Here is a 22,711-nt window from a genome sequence, read left to right as displayed (position 1 = left end):
TTGGTCTATCCCCTCAACTTTGCAGAAAAAACGGGCGGCTTTAGAATTGCGAATTATATCGACGCCAAAAGATGAGAGTCAAGAAAGGGTCTCCAATGGCACGCGGAAACACGTCGCGGCGCCCGTCGGTTCCTTGTATGTAGTCGGCATGCCGATCGGCAACCACGAGGACATCACGCTCCGCGCGCTGAAGGTGTTGAAGAACGTTTCTTTGGTCGCGGCTGAGGACACGCTCGTTATCCGGGCGTTACTCGATCGCTATGCGATCGAAACGACGCTGACGAGCTATCACCGCGGAAACTGTGAGGACAAAATTCCCGTGCTCATCGAGCGGCTGCACAAAGGTCAGAGCATCGCGCTGGTGGCCGACGCCGGTACACCCGTGATCTTCGATCCTGGCTGCCTCCTGGTCGCCAGAGCGGTCGAGGCCGGCATCCGGGTCGTGCCCATCCCCGGCCCTTCCGCCGCGACCACGGCTCTGTCGGTTTCCGGGTTTTCCGGTGATTCGTTCTCGTTTCACGGTCAGGTCCCCATAAGGAACCTTCCGCGTCGGCGATTTTTCGAGGCCCGACGCAGCGACGATCGCGCCCTGGTGCTGTACGCGCCCGTGAGGTCCCTTCGATCGATTCTGGAGACGATCCGGTCGATCCTCGGTGAGCGGCGGATCTTCATCGCCCTGGATATGACGAAGCCCACTGAACGGTTTCTACGCGGCCGAGTCTCCGACTTGCTTCGTCGAACAGGCTGGAGGCTCCTGCAGGGCGAAGCGACTGTCGTCGTTGAAGGAAAGAATCCGCGGAGATGAGTCTGATGGGGAACGGCGGTTGAATCGACCTACTCGTTCATTCGTTTTCTAATGATGACGCGAAAGGACTGCTCCAATGGTTCCTGGCCCAAGACAGTATGGCCGTCGTCCTTCACGCTGCGCGGTACGTTACGGATCGGCTCGCCGTCGTCCAGAATCACCGCCAACACCTGTCCTGGCTCCATCGCCTCAAGCTTGAGTTTGGTCTTCACAAAGTTGTAAGGACAAATGACTCCACGGAGATCCAACTCCGCATCCGGCTGAACGTGCGATATTCCCTGTTGCTGGTTCATCGGCTCCGCTTTTTCCTCATGTCGAGTTCGCGTCCGATGCTATCAGGCGAACCATCCACTTTCAAGCGGTCCCCATGAGTCTTCGGCTCACCCGGGCAGCATGAAAAGCGGGCGCCGACCGGACCGGCGGGAATAAAAAAGGGGACGGCTTTTCGGCCGTCCCCTCTCTCGATCGTCCCAAACCTGTTGATGCTTAGTTGATGCCCTTGACGAGGTTGGGCTTCGTCGGATCGGTGCCGTAGTCCGACTTGTTGCTCGAGCCATAGCCCCAGCCCGGCTGCGGCTCACACTGCCAGCAGGGCGCGGCACCCGTGACTTCACCGATCGGGCTGACGATCCCGGTATTGATTTCGCCCGGAAGCACCTGACCGATCACACCGCCCGTGACGCTGAGGTTCTGCGTTTCAATGCCGCGCTCCGTAGCAGGATTCGGCCGCTGCCCCAACCCACCAAAGCCGGCCAGCTTCTCGTTGCCGCGGATGACAGTCACCTGTCGCACTAATTTTCGGCCCGTCCCGAACGGTTGATTCGCCGTCGTCGCCTCGACCACCTGCAAGGCCACGTCATCGCCTGCGTTCAGAACCTTGATCTGATCCATATTCGTCTTGTCGTCGAAGTAAGCGGTCAAGGACGAAAGGGCGCCCGTGCCTGCCCGCCCCTCGTCATGCGAGCTTCCCCCTGTTTCCAAATGCATTTTTCCAGCCGGGATATCGATCGCCAACACGCGGCCATAAATCGTTTCCGGCTGGGAAAGATACTCAAGGAACGCGGCCCGATCCCAAATCTGAGAGCGCGACCCAACACCGGCATTCTCACCGACCCCTGTGCCGAAGCCCGAGTGTTGCGGCAGGCGTTCCTGGGCCATTGCAACGCTCACGGAGCCGACAATGAGAACCGCAGCTCCTAGTGCAACCACCTTACGCATGTGCTGCCTCCTTGTGAGTGAGTTAAGGATGAAGGTGAAGAATGAACGACAAAACAGCCTCTGATCCATGTGTTGATAAGTTACGATTCCGTCATACTCAAGTTGCCGGAACTATAGGACAACGGCTATGGCATGTCAAGAGGCGTTTGCCTGATCCCGGGAGGAAAATCTTGTGAAAATTTTTCGGTTTTCACCCCTGTCCGCCCTTCGCCGACCGTTGCTTCGCCGTCGCCGCTGCGGGGCTAGCGCCTCGTTCGAATTGCATATGGATTCTCGCGTGCGCAAGCGGGGTTACACGGTTGGTGCCCGGAGGGAGGATCGAACTCCCACTCTCTTGCGAGAACCAGATTTTGAGTCTGGCGCGTCTGCCAGTTCCGCCATCCGGGCAACGGCGTCCGGACAAGTGAGCGAGGCTCTTCTAACATGAACCCCTGTGGTCGTCAATGCGCTGAAGGTCCTTTTTTTTCGGCGGACGGCGATGTTACAATGCGACTGTTTTTGAGGGCGAGGAGGGTGATATTGATCGGACTTTTTCGACGAGGAGGACATTCTCCATGACGGCTGTTCAATGCGTGACATGTGGGCAACAGGGAGAGGCCATCACTGATCCGCTTTTCATGGGAAAGCTGGAGGCGGAGATCAAAGCAAAGGTCTGCAAGAGCTGCTGGAAAAAATGGGAAAGCATGAGGGTGATGGTGATCAATGAATATCAGGTGAACCTGGGTGAGGAAAGCGGCCGCGAGTTGGTCAAAAAGCAGATGCGAGCGTTTTTGAAACTCGGCGAGCCGGTCGACACTTCCAAGCTGGATCAAAATTACCGTCCTCCGCAATAAACAGAAAAGGGCTTTGGCAGGAGGACAAGACGCTCCCGCGAAACGATCCGGTCTGCTCCCGCCTTTATCTGTCCTCTCATCCCCTCGGTTGAGCGATACAGGCAGGCATGTGACATGCCCAGTTCCCGGTGCGTCGGGCCGCCGAGGTCGACGGTTTCGTTGACATGCCGTTTTGAGAAGTGCTAGATTGACCTGCTACCTCTGTCGGTCGATCATCTCTTAAAATCTTCACGCCAGAGGAGACCGGTTGACGTGATTACGCAGGTCAGAGTTCGGGGGTTGATGTTCGACCCCTATAACAACGCGTATATCGTGATCCTCAGGGACGAAGACAATTCCGACATGTTACCGATTTGGGTCGGGAAGTCGGAGGCCAGCGCCATCAGTTTCGCCCTGGAGAACATTGCCGCGCCGAGACCCATGACGCACGACCTGATGAAGGCGTTTCTGGACTTGGTGGACGCCAAAATTATCAGCGTCGTCATCACCGATCTGAATGAAAACACCTATTACGCTAAGATTCACCTGATGTATGAAGACTCCGAATACACCATCGACTCCAGGCCGAGCGACGCCATCGCCCTGGCGTTGCGCGCTAACGCGCCGATTTTTGCCAGCGAGGCTGTGATCCGCAAGCAGACGTCGGAAGAATTGGAGCAGTGGCTGGAAAATCTCAAACCCGAGGACTTCGGCAAATACGAATCCTGATCGACGGCCGACTCTCGCGTATTGTCAACCTATCTCACACACACCACCGAAGCTCTGAATTCCCTTCATAACGCCATGGAACAGAAAGACACAGGTGATCTCATCGAACTGAAAGTGCTCAGGATCGTGCCGGATCCCAACACCGAGACGCAGATCGTGATACTCCAGAACGATCGACACACCGACGTGCTGCCGATCTGGGTCGGCGCGGCCGAAGGCAATGCGATCAGGCTGGCGCTCGAAGGGGTGGTGACGCCCAGGCCGATGAGCCACGACCTCATGAAGAGCTTCGTCGACCATTTGAACGTGCGAGTGCAATGTGTGGTGGTCACCGACGTGAAGGACCGCACATACTTTGCGACGATCCACTTGGCTTCCAAAGGGGTGGAGCGGACACTGGATGCGCGGCCCAGCGACGCCATCGCGCTGGCCCTGAGAACCCATTCCCCGATTTACGTCACCGAGGACGTGCTCAGGCGCCGAAGCGGCGGCAACCTGGATGCGTGGTTGGCCAAATTCGAAACGAGAAATTTCGGCGCGCAGGAAGCGTAGGGGCTGGATCACTAGCCGACGAAGGAGAGAATCTGGTCATGACGACGTATTTGGAGAAACCAACCGACGTCAAACGAAAATGGTATCTGGTGGACGCCGAGGGGAAGACGCTTGGGCGGTTGGCTTCTCGGGTGGCGATCCTCCTGAGAGGGAAGCACAAACCCACGTTCACTCCACACGTGGACACGGGAGACCATGTGGTGGTCGTGAACGCGGACAAAATCCGTTTGACCGGGGACAAGTTCAAGTCGAAGGCATATATCGATCATACCGGCTACCCCGGCGGTCTGAAAGTCCTCACCGCGGAACACGTGCACGCCAGGAATCCCACCCTGTTGGTGGAGAGGGCCATTAAAGGCATGTTGCCGAAAACGCCGCTGGGCAAACAGATGGGAAGAAAACTCAAGGTCTATGCAGGGACAGCGCACCCTCATCAGGCCCAACGTCCGGAACCGATCAACCTGTAATGGGCTCAGACACGAAAGCCGACGAGAGGCATAAGGAGGCGGGAAGAGCATGGCAGTGATGACGGAATATGCCACCGGCAAGCGGAAATGTGCCATTGCACGAGCATGGGTGGCCGCAGCACCCGGCGAGATCACGATCAACGAGAAGCCGTTGGAGAAAGCGTTTCCTCGGCTGACTTTGCAGCATGTGATCCAGCACCCTCTGGAGCTGACCGGATTGACGGGGAAGTATTCGGTTCAGGCGACAGTCCACGGGGGCGGACCGACCGGTCAAGCTGGAGCCCTGCGGCATGCGATCGCCAAGGCACTGGTGACGATGAATCCGGCGCTTCGCGAACCGCTCAAGAAAGAAGGATTGTTGACGCGCGACTCGCGCGTTAAAGAGCGGAAAAAGTACGGCCAGAAAGGGGCGCGGAAGCGTTTCCAATACTCAAAGCGATAACGGCCAGGAGCGGAGAGACACACGAGGGAAGGCTTCCGGCCTTCCCTTTTTTATTCTCCGCCTTTTTATTGCAAGCGTTTCGTGCGGGAGGTTCCGGTGCAGCCTTCGCGAGGAAAGATCAGAGCGGCGGTGGTCGGTGCAAGCGGATACACGGGCGTCGAGCTTGTGCGCCTTGTTTCCGGACACCCGCAGTTGGAACTGACGGTGGTGACGTCGGAGAAATCGGCCGGCTTCCCGATCTCGGCCGTGTTCCCGAGCTTGGCCTCCATTGTTCCGCTATGCTTTGAAGCCCTGGAACCGGACGCCGTCGCCGATCGCGCCGATGTGGTCCTGTTCGCGCTCCCGCACACGAAGTCACTGATGCCGGTGGCAACGTGCCTGGCCGCCGGCAAGAAGGTCGTGGATTTGAGCGCCGATTACCGGCTCAAGGATCCCGCCATCTACGAAGCCTGGTACCAGACGTCTCATCCCCACAAGGAGTTGCTGGCCGAAGCGGTGTACGGGCTGCCGGAGCTGCACCGAGCGGAAATCCAACGGGCGCGTCTAGTCGCTTCCCCCGGCTGCTATCCGACCGCCGCGATCCTCCAGTTGGCGCCGCTCGTCGCCAACAGGCTGGTTCAACCGGACAGCATCGTGATCGACGCCAAGTCGGGGATCTCGGGAGCCGGCCGCAGCTCGGCCCTGCCCTATCATTTTCCGGAAGCGCACGAATCGTTGGAACCCTATAAGATCGGCCAGCACCGGCACATTCCCGAGATCGAGCAGGAACTCCTGACCCTCATGACCGGCCGAGGTCGAGGAACAGACGGACAAGCCTGGACCGCGCCATCGCTTCGTGTGATGTTCACTCCGCATCTTGTCCCCATGAATCGCGGAATCCTGAGCACGGCTTATTGCCGGCTCTCCCGCACGGTCGAGATCGCCGAACTGCGGGCGCTCTATCGGGATTTTTTCAAGGGCGAGCGGTTCATCCGCCTGTGCGAGGACTCCATGCCCAACCCTCGATACGTCCGCGGTTCCAATTTCTGCGATATCGGCGTCTTCGTCGACACGCGGGCCGGCTGGATCGTCACGGTAGCCGCATTGGACAACCTCGTGAAGGGCGCGGCGGGTCAAGCGATCCAGGCGTTCAACCTGATGATGGGTTGGCCGGAGGATCTGGGCCTTACCGCCCCGGGAGTCTTTCCATGACCACCGATCTGCTCCGTTCCGATCCCCACATGCATGCCCCATGAATTCCAATCACGTGACAGTCGTTCGAGGCGGCGTCACCGCTCCGCAGGGATTTCGGGCCGCCGGGATCCACTGCGGGATCAAGAACAAAAAAGCCAAAGATCTCGCCCTCATCGTTTCCGATCAGGAGGGGCCGATCGCAGGGCTCTTCACGACCAACCAGATCGCCGCGGCGCCGGTGGTGATCGACCGGCTGCATCTCCGGCAAGGAGTCGGCCGCGCCATCATCGTGAACAGCGGGAATGCCAACGCCTGCACCGGTCACGAAGGTCTCGCCGCGGCGGAAGAGATGGCGGCGCTGGTAGCCGCTCGGCTGGGCGTCACGCGCGAGAAGGTCTTCGTGGGCTCGACGGGTGTGATCGGGCAACCGCTGCCGATCGAGCGCATCCGAGCCGGCATTCCCCTGTTGATGAGACGCCTGCGCCGAGGCGGCGGCACCGAAGCCGCTCAGGCCATTATGACGACCGATCTCAAGGTCAAGCAAGTCGCCGTGAAAGGGACGATCGGCGGGAGAACGGTCACCGTCGGCGGCATGGCCAAGGGCTCCGGCATGATCCATCCCGACATGGCGACCATGCTGGCCTATCTGACGACCGACGCTCGGATCACGCAACCGAGTCTTCAACTGGCCCTTCGCGCCGCCGTGGATCAATCGTTTAACTGCATTTCGGTGGACGGCGATACCAGCACTAATGACACGGTCCTCTGTCTGGCGAACGGCCTGGCCGGGAACACGATCATCGAGGCTGATACGTCGGACGCGAGACTCTTTCAGCGCCTGCTCGACGCCGCCTGCCTCTCCCTGGCGCTGCAGGTCTGCCGCGACGGGGAAGGGGTGACGAAGGTGGTGCAAATCATCGTTTCGGGAGCCCGAGCCGATGAAGATGCGCGCCGTGTCGCACAGACGATCGCCACGTCCTGCCTGGTCAAGACCGCCCTGTTCGGCGAGGACGCCAACTGGGGACGCATCATGGCGGCCATCGGCCGTTCAGGAGTTCCGCTCGATCCGGAACAGATCACCCTGGCGTTCGACGGGGTCACGATGGTCAAAGCAGGGGTCGGCTCCGGGGCGCAGGTCGAACGGCGCATTGAGAGAATTTTCCGCCGCAAAGAGTTCACCATCTCGGTCGATCTCGGCCTGGGACACGGGAGCGCGCGTCTCTGGACGACCGATTTGTCGTACGACTACGTCAAGATCAACGCCAGCTATCGATCTTGAGCGATTCCCCCGCCGACACGCTTGCAAAGCCGGAGTGATTGTGCTAGCGTGCCAAGGCTTTGCAGGTCTCTCGCCGAAGAGACATCACTCGTTATTCAAATTCACACCGGCATGATGAGCATGCCGCGCGGCTTGGGAATAAGAAGGGCGGACCTTCTCGCCTCCGATTCTCGTCGCTCTTCAGGCCCCCATACGCATTCCACGATGCACATGGGTACCCGACGGGTGAAGGGGCGCTCCGCAAGCCTTTGGAGGGAGGTGAAGGCATGGGAGTGGTAACCATCAAAGATCTCTTGGAAGCGGGCGTGCATTTCGGGCACCAGACCAACCGCTGGAACCCGAAAATGAAGAGGTTTCTCTTCGGAGAACGAAACGGGATTTATATCATCGACTTGCAGCAGACGTTGGAACGGCTGCAACAGGCCTATGCCTTCGTCCGCGACACCGTGGCGGCCGGCGAGTCGGTCCTCTTCGTCGGCACCAAACGCCAGGCGGCGGAGATTCTCGAAGAGGAAGCCAAGCGCGCCGGCATGTTCTATGTCAACCAGCGTTGGCTGGGCGGCATGCTCACCAATTTTCAGACCATCCGCCGCAGCATCGACAAGCTCAAGAAAATGGAGGCGACGCTGGCGGACACCGCGCATCAGACCCTGACGAAGAAAGAGTTGAATCAGATGCAGAAGGAGAAGGTCAAGCTCGAGAAGTACCTCTCCGGCATCAAGAACATGAAGGAGTTACCGGGCTGCGTGTTTGTGCTCGACACCCGCGTCGAGCGCATCGCCGTCCAGGAGGCGAACCGGCTCAGTATCCCGGTGGTCGCGATCGTCGACACGAACTGCGATCCCGACGATATCGACTACCCCATTCCCGGCAACGACGACGCGATCCGATCGATCAAGCTGATCACCTCGCGCATCGCCGACGCCTGCATCGAAGGCGCCCACCTCCGCGCGCAACGCGAAGAGAGCGAGTTCGCCGAACCCGCCGTCGTCGAGAAACGCGCGGAAGGCAGGCCGATGCCGGCGGCCCTGGAAAGCGTTCAGACCGCGTCGTGATGGCCAGAACAGGGCGTATCGGTCGTATCATCATCGGACTAGAAACACGGTAGGAGACGTGGCGGCATGGCTGGCGTGAGCACTTTGGTCAAAGAACTTCGCGAAAAAACCGGGGCCGGTATTCTGGATTGTCAGAAGGCTCTCTCCGAAACCGGGAACGACGTCGAAAAGGCGATCGACTATCTGCGGCAGAAAGGGTTGGCCGCCGCGCAGAAGAAGGCGGGGCGGGAGACCAACCAGGGGCTGATCCACGCCTACATTCACGGAGGCGGCAAGATCGGCGTGTTGATCGAAGTCAACTGCGAGACGGACTTTGTCGCGCGCAACGAAGAGTTCAAAGCCTTCGTGAACGACCTCGCCCTCCAAATCGCCGCGTCGGACCCCTGGTATGTCAGGCGGGAAGACGTACCGGCCGACGTCATCGAGAAGGAAAAGAGCATTTATGAGGCGCAGGCGAAGGAAATGGGCAAGCCGCAGGCCGCCTGGGCCAAGATCGTGGAAGGCAAGCTGGAGAAGTTCTACCAGCAGCGCTGCCTGCTCGAGCAGGAATTCATCAAGGATTCTACCGTCACCATCAAGGACCTGCTGGCGCAAAAGATCGCCAAGATCGGCGAGAATATGAACATCCGTCGATTCACGCGCTATCAATTAGGCCAAGCATGAGCTCTGCCAAATACCGGCGGATTCTCCTCAAGGTGAGCGGGGAAATCCTGGCCGGTGAGCAGGGGTACGGGATTCAGCCTTCAGTCCTCGAAGGCCTCGCCGACGAGATCGCCGACGTCGTCTCATTGGACGTTGAAGTCGCCATCGTGATCGGCGGCGGTAACATTTTCCGAGGCATTGCTGCCAGCGCCACCGGCATGGAGCGCGCCTCCGCAGATTATATGGGCATGCTGGCCACGGTGCTCAACGCACTGGCGTTGCAGAACGCCCTGGAACGCAAAGGCGTCATGACGCGCGTCCAATCCGCCATCGAAATGCGTCAACTCGCGGAGGGCTACATCCGCCGAAGGGCGATCCGCCATCTGGAAAAGAAGCGGGTCGTGATCTTCGCCGCCGGAACCGGCAACCCCTACTTCTCCACGGATACGGCCGCGGCCCTCCGGGCGATGGAGATCGGCGCGCAGGTGATCATGAAGGGAACCAAGGTCGACGGGATTTACGAAGCCGACCCCGTCACCAATCCTTCCGCCAAGAAGTTCACCGAATTGCCTTTCCTCTCCGTGCTCAATAAAAATCTCAAGGTGATGGATTCGACGGCGATCAGCCTTTGCATGGACAACAACCTGCCGCTGATCGTCTTCAACCTGAAGGAAAAGGGAAATTTCAGACGAGTGGTGCAGGGCGAGAAGATCGGCACGCTGGTCACCGCCGGCGGCCGTTGACAACCGCAGGTGCTCCCATGACGATGGCACTCGCTGATCCGGTCCGCAAGAAAACGGGAGAACGCATGGAAGCGGCGCTCGAGCATTTGAAACGGGAACTGGCCGGCATACGAAGCGGCCGCGCCTCCGTCTCGTTGCTGGACGGCATCAAGGTGAACTATTACGGGACGCCGACTCCGCTCAGGCAGGTGGCGAACCTAGCCACGCCCGAAGCGCGGCTGATTACCGTCCAACCCTGGGAGCCCCAACTCATCAAGGAGATCGAGAAGGCCCTGCTCGCGTCCGACCTCGGGCTCACACCCTCGAACGACGGCAAGATCATCCGCATCCCGCTTCCCCCGCTCAGCGAAGAACGCCGCAGGGAACTGATCAAGGTGTGCAAGAAGCACGGGGAGGAGACCAAGATCCATATCCGGAACGCCCGTCATGACGGCAACCATGAATTGAAGCAGTTGCAGAAAGAGTCCAAGCTGACCGAGGACGAATGGCGCAGGGCCGAGCAAGAGATCCAGAAGCTCACCGACCAGTACATTCAGAAGGTCGATCAGGTCCTGAAGAAAAAAGAAGAAGAGATTTTGGAAGTCTGACGCGCCGCGTGTCGCTTGTACCCCATCTCCACCCGACGTTCGCCGCCATCGATCTGCACGCGCTGGCCCATAACCTAGCCGTAGTCCGTTCACGCATCCAGAAATCGTGCGAGATCATCGCCGTCGTCAAGGCCAACGCCTATGGACACGGACTGGTCGAAGTGGCCCGCGCGCTGCTGCGCCTGGGCGTCGCCAGATTGGGCGTCGCCTCTCTGGACGAGGGGCTGGCACTTCGTCAAGCCGGCATCGAGGCCGCGATTCTGGTCATGGGCGCCGTGTTTCCGCATCAACTGTCAGACCTGATCGCCCATAGGCTGACGCCCGTGCTTTACGACGCCCGTCTGACCGATGCATTCGCCAAGCAACTCGGGTCCCGCCGCGAGCCCTATCCGGTGCATCTCAAGGTCGACACCGGCATGGGCCGGTTGGGATTCGCGCCGGAGGAAGTGCTGCCGTTGTTGCAGAGGCCGGCGTTCAAGGGTCCTCTGCGCGCCGAAGGCTTGATGACCCATCTGGCGGACGCGGACAGCGAGGAGCGGGACTATACGGAAGGGCAACTCGCGCGATTCCGCCTGCTCCTCGATCACATCAAACAGAGCGGCCTGGCTGTTCCGTTGATCCACACGGCCAACAGCGCGGCGATTCTTCGTTACCCGTCCTCACACTTCACGGCGATCCGACCCGGCATCATGCTCTATGGGTACCACACGCTGCCGGCTGGCGATCCGGCCCCCGATCTCAAACCCGTCCTCTCGCTGACCACGACCATCGCCCAGATCCGATCGATTCCCAAGGGAGGCAGCGTCAGCTACAACCGGACCTTCATCGCACAGCGGCCCTCGCGGGTGGCGATCCTGCCGATCGGCTACGCGGACGGCTACAACCGCCTGCTTTCGAACCGCGCCTCCGTGCTCATCGGCGGCCGCCGCGCGCCCGTAGTCGGCCGCATCTGCATGGATATGACGCTCGTCGATGTGACCGATCTTGCGGATGTGAGCCCGGGCCAGCAGGCCGTGCTGATCGGACGGCAGGGTGCGCAGCGCATCACCGCCGACGACATCGCGGCGTGGCTCGACACCATCTCCTACGAAGTGTTGTGCGCGATCGGCCCGCGCGTCCCCCGTACCTACCAATCTGAGACGCCGCACCCCCCATGACGTATGCATCAAACCGATTCATGCGTTGTCCCTTCCGGAGCCGTACCCTATAATCGTCGGAGCCTTGCCTGTGAGCTTGGCCCGCAGCGAGCCGACATCTGGTGGTCGTGAGACTGAAGGAAGCAATGCTGGGGTATGTGCTGGTCGTCCAGGAATTCACGTTGTTGTGCGCCAGAACCATCGTCAATCTGTTTCGCCCCCCGTACTACGTCCAAGAAACCATCCTCCAGATGGACCGTATCGGGGTGGGCTCGCTGTTCATCGTCGTCCTGACCGGCATGTTCACCGGCATGGTGCTGGCGCTCCAGGGGGCGGTTCAATTGGAACCTTACGGCGCCAGCATCTACGTTTCGCGCCTGATCAGCACCTCGGTCGTGCGCGAGCTCGGTCCGGTGCTGGCCGCCCTCATGATCGCCGGGCGGGTCGGCACCGGCATCGCGTCGGAACTCGCCTCCATGACCGTCACCGAGCAGATCGACGCCCTGCGCGCAGAGGGCACCGATCCGATCCACAAGCTGGTCACTACCCGGCTGATCGCGTGCCTCTGCATGATTCCGCTTCTCACCATCATTACGGACGGTATCGCGATCTTTGGCGGGTGGTTGGTCGCCAAACTATATCTGGGCATCGATTCCTACTTCTATTGGACCTGGGCCTTTGAGGCGCTCCGGCAACAAGATCTCATCCTCGGCCTGGTCAAACCGGCCGTGTTTGGATTTTTGATCGCCATGGTCGGGTGCTATGCTGGCTTCTCGACCAAAGGCGGTACGGTAGGCGTAGGTGTCTCGACCACTCAGGCGATGGTCTCTTCCTCCATCTTGATCCTGGCGAGCGATTTCTTTCTGACCAAATTGTTTATGGCACTGTAGAGGTGGGATGATCAGTCTGGATGCGGTTGATTTGACGCTGGGCGACCGAAAGGTTTTGGAGCATATCACTTTTCAGGTCGAGTCTGGCGAAACGAAGGTCATCCTGGGCGGAAGCGGCTCGGGAAAGACGACCATTCTCAGACTCATCCTCGGCCTCTACAAGCCTGATCGGGGCTCCATTCGAATCGACGGCGAAGAGATCACCACCTTATCGGAGCTGGCACTGCCACGGATTCGCCAGAAGATGGCGATGGTGTTCCAAAGCGCCGCCCTGTTCGACTCGCTCACCGTTCGGGAAAACGTCGGCTATCGCCTGTGGGAGCAGGGCACGTTGTCCGATGACGACATCGAGCAGCGGGTCCGGCAGAGCCTTCAGTTCGTCGGGTTGGAAGACGCAATCGACAAGATGCCGGCCGATCTCAGCGGCGGCATGCGCAAGCGGGTCGGGATCGCCCGGGCGCTGGCGAGCGGCGCCCGGGTGATTCTTTACGATGAGCCGACTGCCGGCCTGGACCCGATCAATTCCTACGCCATCGGACACCTGATTCTACAGCTCAAGGCCAAGGGCGTGACCCAAGTCGTGGTCACCCACGATCTCGATTTGGCGTTCCGCGTCGCCGATCGCATCGTGCTGCTCCACAAGGGACGCATCAGATTTCAGGGCACGCCGCAAGAACTGGCCGGCCGCCGGGATAGGGAAATTCGCGGGTTCCTGGATCCATCCACACTGCCTGCCGAAGAGTGGGACGTGTACGCCGGGCGCAACTCGGATTAGGATTTGGAGTATGCGCTATGACAAGACGATCTGATCTGACCTGGGTGCAAGTCAAGATCGGTATCCTGGTTTTGATCTCCTTGGCTATCGTGATGATCATGATCCTCAACCTGGAGGAAGGGCTGGGCGTGCTCAGCCGCAAGACGCAGTTCCGCGCGATGGTCAGTCACACGCAGGGGCTCAAAGTGGGGAGCCCGGTCTTGATGAACGGCGTGAACATCGGCAACGTCCACAAGATCGAGATCGCCCGGAATGCGCCGCAGGTGGAAATCACCTTCACCGTCAAGCGCGAAGTGGCGCAGCACGTTCGCGAGGACGCCTCGATCAACATCCGAGCCCTGGGCCTGCTCGGCGACAAGTATCTGGAGATCGTGCCCGGCACGCCGACCAGACCCTCGCTGGAGCCGGGAGCCATATTGACCGGCAAGGCCGAGACCGACATCACCAGCCTGGCGTCCGGCGCCTCCGCCACGATCGAGAACGTCAATACCGCGCTACAGGAAGTCCAGCGGGCCCTCGCGGCCATTACAAAAGGCGAAGGTACGACCGGCAAGTTGGTGAACGATCCGGAACTCTATGATCGCTCCAAACGGGTGCTGGAGAACCTGGAGAAAGCGTCGGAGAAGAGCCTCGCCCTGCTGGACAAGGTGGAGCGCGGCGAAGGCACGGTGGGGAAGCTCGTCACGGACAAGGAACTCTACGCGAGAGCCAACCAGGCGGTGCGGGAGCTGACCGAACTCGCAAATCGCCTGAACAACCAGAACGGGACGCTGGCGAAACTTGCCGATCCCACGCTCTATGCCAAGCTGGATAGTCTCACGGCCCGCGGCGAGCAACTGCTGGACAAGATCGAGCGCGGCGAAGGGACGGTGGGCAAGCTCGTCACCCGCGACGACCTCTACACTCGAACGGACAAGCTCCTGACCGAAGTGGAAGAGTTCGTGGCGGATGTAAAAAAGAATCCGAAGAAGTATTTTAAGTTCTCGGTTTTCTGAAAGCGGTTCGCGGGTCCCCTCGCCGCTCAACCCAGCGGTGCTCGCACCCTGCCCACACCCGCCAAGCGGGTACCCGAGGGGCCCCGCTCCGCCTGGTACCCGTTGCTTAGCTTCATGCAGCCGGTGGGGGCTCCCAGGTCGCCGCCACCCGGAAGGATATTAGGAATGGAGAGAAAGGCTCCGGGAATCCTTTCTTTCACTCAGCAACTACGCTGAATTCACGCCGCAGGCCGTTGTTGTGACGCAAGCCGCATGATGGTTCGCCCATCCTCCAGACCACGTTGATAGCACTCGAACTGAGCAGGGTAGCGTTCTCTCATGAAATCTGTGCTGTCTCTGCCCAACAAGGCGTCCACCAGGCCGGCTTCCTCAGCCCACCACCCCGCACGCTCTTCCTGCGTCACGGATGCGAGTTTTTGCTGGAGGCGGCACCATTCGATGCGCGAGATAATCTGGATCGGGATATACTCCATGGCCTCCTCCCACTCAGGGTCTCGCTCGTAGGTTAACCACGATCCGGAGGAAGCACGATCCGGCAAATTCCGGCATTCAAGGGAGAAAAACACCTGAGAGGCGAGACAGACCGGCCACAGTGGCGGTTCTGTTGTGTCTCCGGGTCCGAAACTATTCCCAGGCAACGGTGCGCGTTCTGCGAGCACGAAGGGCGATCCAGCCGCCCTCTCTCCGCTAGACTTTCAGTTTCCGTTTGAGATGCTTTTCGACGCTGGCGACTTTGCTGGTGAGACGGCCCTTGTGGCCCTTGCGGTAGTCGACTTTGATCGTGCAGGAAATGCGGTTACAGTCTTTCTTCATCCGCTCATAACATTTCTTGACGACGCCGAACACTTCGTCCCACTCCCCTTCCAGGACCGTGCCCATGGGGTTGAGACGATACTCCACGCCGCTCTTGTCGATGATGTCCAGCGAGCGCGACACGTACTTGCCGACACTCTCGCCTTTGCCGAGCGGCGACATGCTGAATTCGAGCAAGACCATGGTGGTAAAACTCTCCTTTGCGTGCTGTCAGATATCAGCGGTCAGGGGGTCAGCTATCAGCTTTCAGTTGTCAGCTCTCAGCCGTCAGCAGTCAGCTTGAGCCATCGCCTACTCATCACGCATTACGCATCACGCATCACGTGCATCGCATCATGCATTACGCGTCACGTCTTACGTATCATGCCTTCTGCCGCTGTTCCAGCCAGGCCTTGGGATATTCGATGCTGCCGGTGAACTTGAAGCCGTTGACGGCTTCTCTCAGCAACATGCGCCGTCTCTCCGCATCGGCCTCGGTGGCTTTGGTCTCGTCACGCAGATCGGCCAGCCAGTCCAGGAAAGCGGAGAACTCCTCTCCGAAGATTTGCTCCAGATCCTGCCGCAACCGGCTCGCAAGGGCCGGCGAGGCGCCGCTGGTGCTGATCGCCACGCGCAGATGGCCGCGGCTCACCACCGCCGGCATCATCACGTTCGACAGCGTCGGCTCATCGATCGACCACACGAGAAACCGCCGCTCGCGGGCCAGGTCCAGCAACGACCGCGCGAAGTCACGGTCGCCGCGAAGGACGTTCAACACGAGGATGACGCTTTCCACGTCGGTCGTCCTGAACGTGCGGACCCGGTGAATCACCTTGGCCGAGGCCGTCAATTTGCGCAACGTGTCGTTGAGCGTCGGATTCACCACCGTGACCTTGGCTCCGGCGTCCAACAACCGCAGGGTTTTTTCCGCCGCTTCCTCGTCACCGCCCAGCACAAGGCACGGCCAGCCTTTGACATCCAATGAAATCGGGAAACCAGGATTTGCCGTCATCGCGCCTCCTCCCAACTCACACGACCGGCGCGTATCATACAATAGCGTGTGACAGAGCGTAAACCGCGCCCTCCACTCTCCCCTTTTCCCCTCAGCTTCGGCTCTGTATAATGCGCCGACTCTCATTCAAGCCGGCCCCGCCGACAGCACAGCGCCGGCTTGAATGCACAGCAGTCATTCATGAACGTGTGGCTCACTCAGTAAGATGAAAAAATATAGCCGGGCGACCGGCAAGGGGCTCGGGGCGAGGGGGAGAGAGATTCCGACCTCCGGCCTCGGGCCTCTAGCGCGCATTATTCATGACGGTTCGTCGCGAAAACGCGCAGACGCGTTCTGAGACGGGCAAGCGCAGCCACGAAGGAGGGAGGCATACTTGAAGCAGTATGTTGACCGACTGAGTGACGAGCACGCCCGTCGGAACAGCGTACCCGCGTTTGCAGCAGAAGCGTTCATGAATAATGCGCGCTAGCCACGAGCCGATACAACGCCAGGAGGCAGTCAGAACGTGGCGAAATACTCACTGGGCACATTCGGCATGACCGCCGGGATCATTGCCCTGGCCGGCATCGCCGCATGGCTGGGCTTGGCTCACAGTTGCGAGCAACAGGGCGGCTCTGGCGTGATCGCCGGACGCGTCACCATCGCACCGGCGCTGGCGGACCAGGTGAGGCCGACCGACGTGCTGTTCGTCATTGTGCGGCGACCGCAAGGCGCGCCTCGACCCATCGCCGTCAAGCGAATCGACAGTCCCAAGTTTCCGGTGGAATTCGAGATCACGAACGCGGACCTGATGATACAGGGATCAGAGTTGCGCGGGGTGGTGGACGTCGTCGCGCGGCTGGATCGGGACGGACAAGCCGGGCCGCCTCAACCAGGGGATATGGAAGGGAAATACGACAAGAACCCCACCCTCGTCGGCGGGCGAGACGTGGAGATTACGATCGATAAGCAATACTGACTGTGAAGAAATGAGGAATGTGGAATTAGGAATTGAGAAGTGTTAAGCGAGTAATGGGTTGCTCCGTGCATCACATTTCACACTCCTCATTCCACATTCCTCATTGACTTTTCTATGTCTCCGCCGGGTCGGCGTCCAACTCCATGTTCCAGTACAAGTAGTCGCGCCAGCTTTCCGGCGCGTTGCGGATGCCGATGGTGATCGTGAGCACCGGGTTCCACCTGGGTTTGACCGGCTTCTTGATGAGCCTCATGCCGGCCTCCTCAGGCGTCCGGCCGCTCTTTCGGTTGTTGCACCGCCAGCAGGCCGTGACGATATTCTCCCAGGTCTTTTTGCCGCCCTTGGCGATCGGCACGACGTGGTCGAAGGTCAGGTCCTCGGTTCGGAACTTCTGGTTGCAGTACTGGCAGGTATAGCCGTCGCGGGTGAAGATGTTGATGCGCGAGAACTTGACGGCTCGATGGCTGTCCTTCAGCCGGACCAACTTGAGCAAACGCATCACGGCCGGCAGCTTGATCGAGATCGACACTCCATGAATATCGCGATCATAGACCTCCAGGACTTCGACTTTGCCCTGCCAGAGCAGAGTAATGGCTTTCTGCCAGTTGATGACCCGGAGCGGTTCGTAGGTCGCGTTGAGCAACAAGGTCATTTCCATGAGAACTCCTTACCCCGTCCTTCCCCGTCCTCGCAGCCAGGGCTGGGCCGCCCGCCCGCCTTTGTGTATGCCATAATCCGAGAGTCAGATCAAGCCGTGAGGCCGATGGAGCAAGGCCGGAGCCGGCCTCCCGACCGGGCCGCAGCCGCACGGCTTGAGTGTGTACGTACAAAGGAGGATTCAGCGGCGATGATGCAATTCGTTCCGGTGGCGAAGCTCAACGACTTGGAACCCGGCTCCTGCCTCTCGGTCGAAGCCGAAGGCGGACTGCTGGTGGCGCTGTTCAACGTGGATGGGAAAATCTACGCGCTCGACAATACCTGTCCGCACGCGGGGGGTCCGCTGGGCGAAGGAACCCTCTCAGGCGAGATCGTGGAATGCCCTTGGCACGGCTGGCGGTTCAACGTGCGGACCGGCGTACGACCGGACAATCCCGATTTCACGGTCGCCCGCTATGATGTGCAGGTGGAAGGGGACGTGATCAAAGTGTCACTGCCCGGCCCCCGGTAAGAACGGGGACTGCATCGGCGCACCCGGCGTCGCATCGGCAGGCATGTATCCATCGGCGGGCAACGACGCCGCGTTGACGCGTTTCGTCGCCAGGTCGGCGTGCCAAATCAATTCCCGCTCGAACCACTGATTCCGCCCCTGTTCCCGCATCGTGACTCGAACTTCATAGAGATCGCCTTCCAGCCGCTGCACCCGCCACTCCCCCAAATACACGCCTTCGCCCCGTGCCTTCTTGGCGCGCACATGCTCGGTCAAAGCCTGCAGGATTGTCGGCGCCCCTTGAGCCCGGTGTGTCTGCACCAGCGCGATGGCTTCCGCCGCTCGCGGATCGGCCATGGGGTTCAAGGAAGCCGGCTTGAGCAGCCAATAAGCCACTCCTCCGGCGACCAGAAGGCCGAGCCCGATGTAGTGGATCGTTCTCACCCACGATGAAGAGGATTCGGAAGGCTGGGTGGGGGAAGACTCGACAGTCAAGGCAAGTCAGCGCTTCAACGTGTTGGGGGAATGGTGCGTCCTCGAAGTCGCAGCCCCGCAGCAGGACGGACTCACACGGGCGACTTCCTGTTGAGCCGCCTTCAGCAGCAAATAGTTGCGTTCGATCACGGCCTGCCGTTCCCGTAGGACCTGATCGTACACCGGATTGCCGGATGAGGAAACCGAGATTCCGGCCACCGGCCCTCCTGGGATGACACCCCACCGATAGCCGCCATTGCCATTGAGGGTCATCGGTCCGGCCCCGGTCCACAGATTCATCGCTCTGAGGTGGTCAACCAAGGCGCGGAGCGGGTCCTTGACGTGACGGCGACACCAGAATCCCGAGATCGGCCCCGACGTCAGATACACGGGGGTGGTCAACGACACCCAGCGATAGTCCGGCAAGGTCCTTTGGGTCGGCTCCTCGAGTGACACGACCGAAATATCCTGGTCGGCCGGTTCAGCTTCCACTGTATCCCGCATCACCGAAGGACGATCTTCAGATCGAGTTTCCAGCGATGGTTTCGCATCAGTATGCGGCAACGTCGCACGAACAGAGGTGTCGCTCACAGTCGAAGAGAGGCCGGCGCGAGGACTGTCTTTGAACCGGTGCACCTTGACGGGGCTCCGTCCGCCTTCGGGAGGAATACGGGACGCATCGTCGGTCATGACCATCGTCCCATCGGGAGTGATCCAGCTATAGAATTCGGCCGCCTCGGCGGCCGACGCCGCGCGGATCGCCCCTCCCAGAGCAAGGAGGATCAGGCCCGCCCGCGTGACGACGTGTCTGTAGTGGCCCATAAAAAAGCATAGGCTCGCCTCCGGCAGGAAGTCAATGCCGGCTCTCTCCCGATCAGGGAGCGTCGGACCGACGTAAACGCTCTCGGCCATCGCAGCCGATCGACTTGACAATCCAACAAGCGGGTATGCTACAAGTACCAGGCCCGTTTCGGGAAATCACACAGGCTTGAGCGCGCATGAAATTATTCGTCTATGCCGACAATTTGAATCCGACTCAGCTCAAGCGGCGGGCGCCGGAGCATCAGTTCCTCTTTAAGGCCTATCTGCCCGACCACACGATTCAGTTCTGCCGCTGGTCTTCCCAATGGCGCTGCGGCCTCGCCAGCGCCGTCCCGTCTCCCGGCGAAAAAGTCTGGGGCATCGTGGTGGAGATCACGGACGAAGACCTGAAGCTCATGGATGAGTTCGAGGGCGATGTCCCGCCCGGCGCGTTCCGGCACCTGCCGGTCACCGTTATCACGGAAGAAGGCGAGAAAGTGCTCGTCACGACCCACGCGGCCACGCCCATCGGGAAATTCAAGCCCAAAGAACATTACCTGGAATGGGTCTTGAAGGGGCTTAAGCACTGGAAGTTGCCCGACGAGTGCATCGAGCAGTGGAAGTCCTACGTGCCGCGTTAGAAATCAGCTATCAACAATCAGTCAGTCCTCAGATGTCAGCCATCAGCTTTTAGCTATCAGCTACCAGCTATTCGCTCTGAAAATTAACGAGGAGAACCCATGCCGAAGCCCAAATATCACATTGTGGTCTGCACCAATTCCCGTCCGCCTGGGCATCCGAAGCCATCCTGTGGAGCGGCGGGATCGGCCAACATCCTCATGGCCCTCAACATGGGACTGATGGAGCGCGGCTATCAGCCCGGCCAGGTGTTGGTCACCGGCTCCGCCTGCTTGGGTCCCTGCGAACACGGCCCCACGCTCGTGGTCTATCCGGACGGGATCTGGTACTCCAAAGTGACCGAGGCCGACGTGCCGGCCATCCTCGACGAACACATCGGCAAGGGCACACCCGTCCAGAAGCTCAATCCCGACGCCATCTGGCGCTGACTTTTCCCTGCCAGGTTCATCTTGTGAGCACTCCCTCCCACCAGGAACACAAGGCCCGCGCTCCTCGCCGAGTCGGTTGCATGGTCATTACCTGCAGCGACACGCGCACGCCGGAGACCGACGACAGCGGCCAGCTCATTATGCGCCTGTTGAAGGATCAAGGGCATGAAGTCGTCGCGTACCAGGTCGTCAAGGACGAGCCGGCGCAGATCAAGGCATGCATCGAAAGCGGCGTGGCGAACGAGGCGGTTCAGGCGATCATCATCAACGGCGGCACCGGGATCTCGCGGCGCGATTCCACGTTCGAGGCGGTCGACGGGATGTTGGAAAAACGGCTGGACGGTTTCGGGGAACTGTTCCGCTACCTGACCTACCAGGAAATCGGATCGCCCGCCATGATGAGCCGGGCCACCGCAGGGATCGTGCGGGGCCGGGTTCTGTTCTCCACCCCCGGCTCGATGAACGCCGTCCGGCTCGCGATGGAAAAATTAATCCTGCCGGAGTTGGGGCATCTGATCAAAGAGCTCACCAAGTAACTCAATGATTAAGCAACTAAGTAATGAGGTGATTTGAGTGCCCGCCTGCACAATCACTTAATCACCAATCACTCAATTACTTCTCCATCAGTCCTGCATGATCTTCGGTTCCGACACGCGCTTATAGAACACCAGCAGGTCGCGCACGGAAATCAAGCCCACCAACTTGCCTTGTTCGGTCACGCCCAGGTGCCGGACCCCCAGATCGCCCATCATATCGTGGGCGTCCTGTACCGTTCGCATTGCTTCGATCGTCGCGATCGGGCTAGTCATGATGTCCTGCACCGTCATCTTATTCAGATCCGCGCCTCCCGCGACTGCCCGGCGCACCACGTCGGTATCGGTGATGATGCCGACAAGGTCTCCGTTCTTTTCCACCAGCAACGAGCCGATGCGTTCATCCCGCATCTTCTTCGCCGCATCCCGCACCGACATGGTGTAGGGGATCCGTTTGGGGTCCTTTCGCATGATCTGCGCGACGGTCGCCATGGATGAGGTCCTCCTTTGTCAGAATGCGTCCGTTGGAATTCGCGGCGCTCATTCCACTCTCAACACGATTTTACCAAAGACCTGCCGGCTCAGCAGTTGTTCCTGCGCCGCGCGGGCGTCTCGGAGCGGATAGACCCGGTCGATGACCGGACGGAGCTTGCCCTGGCCGATCAGCGCTGTGGCGGCGAGCAATTCGGCTCGCGTGCCCATATACGAGCCTTTCAGGGTCAGTTGCCTTGAAAACAGGTAGCGCAGATCGAGTGTGACCTCTCCGCCCGTCGTCGCGCCGCAGGTGACCAGCCGGCCGCCTTTGGCCATCGCATGCAGGCAGGCCTCCCAGACTTCCGGTCCGATATGCTCGAACACCACGTCCACGCCGCGCCCGCCGGTGAGCACCTTCACTCGCGCCGCCACCTGCTCTTTTGAATGCTGAATGACTTCATCCGCGCCGAGTTCCTTCGCTTTGGCGATTTTGCTCTCGGACCCGACGGTCGTGATGACGGTCGCGCCGACGAGTTTGGCCATTTGAATGGCCATACTGCCAACGCCGCTCCCCGCTCCCATGACCAGGATCGTCTCTCCCGGCTTGACATCGGCCAACGTGAACAACATATGCCACGCCGTCACGGAGACGAGCGGGAACGCGGCGGCCTGCTCGAAGGTCAGCCCGCCGGGAATGGGCAGGACATTCCGGGCAGGCACGGCGACGAATTCCGCATAACCTCCGTCCACCTTCGCGCCGAGAATGCCGTAGGCCGGGCAGAGGTTATCCCGCCCGGCGAGGCACTGCTCGCATCGCCAGCAGCTCAGGCCGGGCGAGACGAAGACCCGGGTCCCGACGGCGATACCATCGACCCGCTCCCCCACCGCTTCGACGATCCCGGCCACATCGGAGCCGGAAATATGCGGGAGTGGAATCTGGTACGCCGGGATGCCTTGACGAATCCAGATGTCCAGGTGATTCAGCGCGCAGGCTTTGACCTGAATCAACACCTCATCCGGCCCGGCCTGCGGCGGGGGCGCGTCCGTATAGGTCAACTTCTCCGGCCCGCCATGCTCGCGAAACACCACCGCCTTCATCGCTCCCTCATGGTCGCGAATGCTGAATGATAAATTGTCAGAACATTCCTCATTC

General features: G+C 60.1%; 31 protein-coding genes and 1 tRNA gene. 21 read left to right on the top strand and 11 right to left on the bottom strand.

Annotated features, from left to right (window positions below; genetic code table 11):
• The first annotated feature begins 19 nt into the window (after positions 1-19).
• On the top strand, positions 20-805 hold the full coding sequence (gene rsmI, locus AB1555_04410) for a 16S rRNA (cytidine(1402)-2'-O)-methyltransferase (protein ID MEW6245935.1): 786 nt from the start codon (positions 20-22) through the stop codon (positions 803-805).
• A 29-nt stretch (positions 806-834) separates the two neighbouring features.
• Here rsmI and AB1555_04405 read toward each other — a convergent pair whose 3' ends face one another.
• The 3 genes from AB1555_04405 to AB1555_04395 all read right to left on the bottom strand — a co-directional run bounded on the left by AB1555_04405 (position 835) and on the right by AB1555_04395 (position 2,410).
• Positions 835-1,098: a sulfurtransferase TusA family protein gene (locus tag AB1555_04405; GenBank protein ID MEW6245934.1), complete on the bottom strand. Its 264-nt coding sequence runs from the start codon at positions 1,096-1,098 to the stop codon at positions 835-837.
• 193 nt (positions 1,099-1,291) lie between these two features.
• The gene (locus AB1555_04400; GenBank protein MEW6245933.1) at positions 1,292-1,963 is read right to left on the bottom strand and encodes a hypothetical protein; all 672 of its coding nucleotides are present in this window, start codon (positions 1,961-1,963) and stop codon (positions 1,292-1,294) included.
• A 360-nt stretch (positions 1,964-2,323) separates the two neighbouring features.
• Positions 2,324-2,410: transfer RNA gene (locus tag AB1555_04395), tRNA-Leu, on the bottom strand.
• A gap of 167 nt (positions 2,411-2,577) precedes the next feature.
• Between AB1555_04395 and AB1555_04390 the strand changes: the two genes are divergently transcribed.
• The 15 genes from AB1555_04390 to AB1555_04320 all read left to right on the top strand — a co-directional run bounded on the left by AB1555_04390 (position 2,578) and on the right by AB1555_04320 (position 14,300).
• The gene (locus AB1555_04390; protein MEW6245932.1) at positions 2,578-2,856 is read left to right on the top strand and encodes a Fe(2+)-trafficking protein; all 279 of its coding nucleotides are present in this window, start codon (positions 2,578-2,580) and stop codon (positions 2,854-2,856) included.
• Positions 2,857-3,108: 252 nt separating this feature from the next.
• Positions 3,109-3,564 (top strand): bifunctional nuclease family protein, encoded by a 456-nt coding sequence (locus AB1555_04385; GenBank protein MEW6245931.1) that lies wholly within the window; start codon positions 3,109-3,111, stop codon positions 3,562-3,564.
• A 75-nt stretch (positions 3,565-3,639) separates the two neighbouring features.
• Positions 3,640-4,116 (top strand): bifunctional nuclease family protein, encoded by a 477-nt coding sequence (locus AB1555_04380; protein MEW6245930.1) that lies wholly within the window; start codon positions 3,640-3,642, stop codon positions 4,114-4,116.
• A gap of 38 nt (positions 4,117-4,154) precedes the next feature.
• Complete coding sequence (gene rplM, locus AB1555_04375) at positions 4,155-4,583, top strand: 50S ribosomal protein L13 (GenBank protein MEW6245929.1); 429 nt, start codon at positions 4,155-4,157, stop codon at positions 4,581-4,583.
• A gap of 49 nt (positions 4,584-4,632) precedes the next feature.
• On the top strand, positions 4,633-5,025 hold the full coding sequence (rpsI, locus tag AB1555_04370; GenBank protein ID MEW6245928.1) for a 30S ribosomal protein S9: 393 nt from the start codon (positions 4,633-4,635) through the stop codon (positions 5,023-5,025).
• A 96-nt stretch (positions 5,026-5,121) separates the two neighbouring features.
• Complete coding sequence (argC, locus tag AB1555_04365; protein MEW6245927.1) at positions 5,122-6,216, top strand: N-acetyl-gamma-glutamyl-phosphate reductase; 1,095 nt, start codon at positions 5,122-5,124, stop codon at positions 6,214-6,216.
• Between the two features lie 40 nt (positions 6,217-6,256).
• Positions 6,257-7,477: a bifunctional glutamate N-acetyltransferase/amino-acid acetyltransferase ArgJ gene (argJ, locus tag AB1555_04360; protein ID MEW6245926.1), complete on the top strand. Its 1,221-nt coding sequence runs from the start codon at positions 6,257-6,259 to the stop codon at positions 7,475-7,477.
• Between the two features lie 266 nt (positions 7,478-7,743).
• Positions 7,744-8,532, top strand: a complete 789-nt coding sequence (gene rpsB / locus AB1555_04355; GenBank protein ID MEW6245925.1) for a 30S ribosomal protein S2 — start codon at positions 7,744-7,746, stop codon at positions 8,530-8,532.
• 66 nt (positions 8,533-8,598) lie between these two features.
• Positions 8,599-9,195 (top strand): translation elongation factor Ts, encoded by a 597-nt coding sequence (gene tsf / locus AB1555_04350; GenBank protein MEW6245924.1) that lies wholly within the window; start codon positions 8,599-8,601, stop codon positions 9,193-9,195.
• Positions 9,192-9,917, top strand: a complete 726-nt coding sequence (gene pyrH / locus AB1555_04345; GenBank protein MEW6245923.1) for a UMP kinase — start codon at positions 9,192-9,194, stop codon at positions 9,915-9,917. Before tsf ends, pyrH begins: the two co-directional genes overlap by 4 nt.
• A 17-nt stretch (positions 9,918-9,934) precedes the next feature.
• The gene (frr, locus tag AB1555_04340; GenBank protein MEW6245922.1) at positions 9,935-10,504 is read left to right on the top strand and encodes a ribosome recycling factor; all 570 of its coding nucleotides are present in this window, start codon (positions 9,935-9,937) and stop codon (positions 10,502-10,504) included.
• 8 nt (positions 10,505-10,512) lie between these two features.
• Positions 10,513-11,661 (top strand): alanine racemase, encoded by a 1,149-nt coding sequence (alr, locus tag AB1555_04335; protein ID MEW6245921.1) that lies wholly within the window; start codon positions 10,513-10,515, stop codon positions 11,659-11,661.
• A gap of 101 nt (positions 11,662-11,762) precedes the next feature.
• Positions 11,763-12,530 (top strand): ABC transporter permease, encoded by a 768-nt coding sequence (locus AB1555_04330; protein MEW6245920.1) that lies wholly within the window; start codon positions 11,763-11,765, stop codon positions 12,528-12,530.
• 7 nt (positions 12,531-12,537) lie between these two features.
• Entirely contained in the window at positions 12,538-13,305 is a 768-nt protein-coding gene (locus AB1555_04325) for an ATP-binding cassette domain-containing protein (GenBank protein ID MEW6245919.1), read from the top strand.
• 17 nt (positions 13,306-13,322) lie between these two features.
• Complete coding sequence (locus AB1555_04320; protein MEW6245918.1) at positions 13,323-14,300, top strand: MlaD family protein; 978 nt, start codon at positions 13,323-13,325, stop codon at positions 14,298-14,300.
• A gap of 218 nt (positions 14,301-14,518) precedes the next feature.
• On the opposite strand, the gene AB1555_04315 is transcribed toward AB1555_04320, so the two are convergent.
• The 3 genes from AB1555_04315 to AB1555_04305 all read right to left on the bottom strand — a co-directional run bounded on the left by AB1555_04315 (position 14,519) and on the right by AB1555_04305 (position 16,104).
• Positions 14,519-14,773: a hypothetical protein gene (locus AB1555_04315; protein MEW6245917.1), complete on the bottom strand. Its 255-nt coding sequence runs from the start codon at positions 14,771-14,773 to the stop codon at positions 14,519-14,521.
• A gap of 214 nt (positions 14,774-14,987) precedes the next feature.
• On the bottom strand, positions 14,988-15,296 hold the full coding sequence (locus AB1555_04310) for an MTH1187 family thiamine-binding protein (GenBank protein MEW6245916.1): 309 nt from the start codon (positions 15,294-15,296) through the stop codon (positions 14,988-14,990).
• Between the two features lie 178 nt (positions 15,297-15,474).
• Positions 15,475-16,104 (bottom strand): bifunctional precorrin-2 dehydrogenase/sirohydrochlorin ferrochelatase, encoded by a 630-nt coding sequence (locus AB1555_04305; GenBank protein MEW6245915.1) that lies wholly within the window; start codon positions 16,102-16,104, stop codon positions 15,475-15,477.
• Between the two features lie 505 nt (positions 16,105-16,609).
• On the opposite strand from AB1555_04305, the gene AB1555_04300 reads away from it, so the two are divergent.
• A complete protein-coding gene (locus tag AB1555_04300; GenBank protein MEW6245914.1) occupies positions 16,610-17,062 on the top strand; it encodes a hypothetical protein in 453 nt (150 codons plus the stop codon).
• A 112-nt stretch (positions 17,063-17,174) separates the two neighbouring features.
• Here AB1555_04300 and AB1555_04295 read toward each other — a convergent pair whose 3' ends face one another.
• On the bottom strand, positions 17,175-17,720 hold the full coding sequence (locus AB1555_04295) for an HNH endonuclease (GenBank protein MEW6245913.1): 546 nt from the start codon (positions 17,718-17,720) through the stop codon (positions 17,175-17,177).
• Positions 17,721-17,909: 189 nt separating this feature from the next.
• On the opposite strand from AB1555_04295, the gene AB1555_04290 reads away from it, so the two are divergent.
• On the top strand, positions 17,910-18,230 hold the full coding sequence (locus AB1555_04290; GenBank protein MEW6245912.1) for a Rieske (2Fe-2S) protein: 321 nt from the start codon (positions 17,910-17,912) through the stop codon (positions 18,228-18,230).
• On the opposite strand, the gene AB1555_04285 is transcribed toward AB1555_04290, so the two are convergent.
• Both AB1555_04285 and AB1555_04280 read right to left on the bottom strand, forming a co-directional pair.
• The gene (locus AB1555_04285; protein MEW6245911.1) at positions 18,210-18,653 is read right to left on the bottom strand and encodes a hypothetical protein; all 444 of its coding nucleotides are present in this window, start codon (positions 18,651-18,653) and stop codon (positions 18,210-18,212) included. The two genes, AB1555_04290 and AB1555_04285, sit on opposite strands and share 21 nt — an antisense overlap.
• Before the next feature lie 57 nt (positions 18,654-18,710).
• Positions 18,711-19,595 (bottom strand): hypothetical protein, encoded by an 885-nt coding sequence (locus tag AB1555_04280; protein ID MEW6245910.1) that lies wholly within the window; start codon positions 19,593-19,595, stop codon positions 18,711-18,713.
• 86 nt (positions 19,596-19,681) lie between these two features.
• Here AB1555_04280 and AB1555_04275 point away from each other — a divergent pair, with 86 nt between their 5' ends.
• The 3 genes from AB1555_04275 to AB1555_04265 all read left to right on the top strand — a co-directional run bounded on the left by AB1555_04275 (position 19,682) and on the right by AB1555_04265 (position 21,087).
• Positions 19,682-20,125, top strand: coding sequence for a gamma-glutamylcyclotransferase family protein (locus AB1555_04275; protein ID MEW6245909.1), 444 nt, complete (start codon positions 19,682-19,684; stop codon positions 20,123-20,125).
• A 99-nt stretch (positions 20,126-20,224) separates the two neighbouring features.
• Positions 20,225-20,551: a (2Fe-2S) ferredoxin domain-containing protein gene (locus AB1555_04270; GenBank protein MEW6245908.1), complete on the top strand. Its 327-nt coding sequence runs from the start codon at positions 20,225-20,227 to the stop codon at positions 20,549-20,551.
• Between the two features lie 80 nt (positions 20,552-20,631).
• Entirely contained in the window at positions 20,632-21,087 is a 456-nt protein-coding gene (locus AB1555_04265) for a MogA/MoaB family molybdenum cofactor biosynthesis protein (GenBank protein MEW6245907.1), read from the top strand.
• Between the two features lie 87 nt (positions 21,088-21,174).
• Here the strand turns inward: AB1555_04265 and AB1555_04260 are convergent, their stop codons facing one another.
• Positions 21,175-21,576, bottom strand: coding sequence for a CBS domain-containing protein (locus AB1555_04260; GenBank protein MEW6245906.1), 402 nt, complete (start codon positions 21,574-21,576; stop codon positions 21,175-21,177).
• Positions 21,577-21,624: 48 nt separating this feature from the next.
• Positions 21,625-22,656, bottom strand: a complete 1,032-nt coding sequence (locus AB1555_04255) for a zinc-binding dehydrogenase (protein ID MEW6245905.1) — start codon at positions 22,654-22,656, stop codon at positions 21,625-21,627.
• Between the last annotated feature and the right edge of the window lie 55 nt (positions 22,657-22,711).

This window comes from Nitrospirota bacterium, assembly GCA_040755395.1.
Classification (GTDB): Bacteria; Nitrospirota; Nitrospiria; order Nitrospirales; family Nitrospiraceae; genus DATLZU01.
This window is presented reverse-complemented; position numbering and strand designations above follow the sequence as displayed.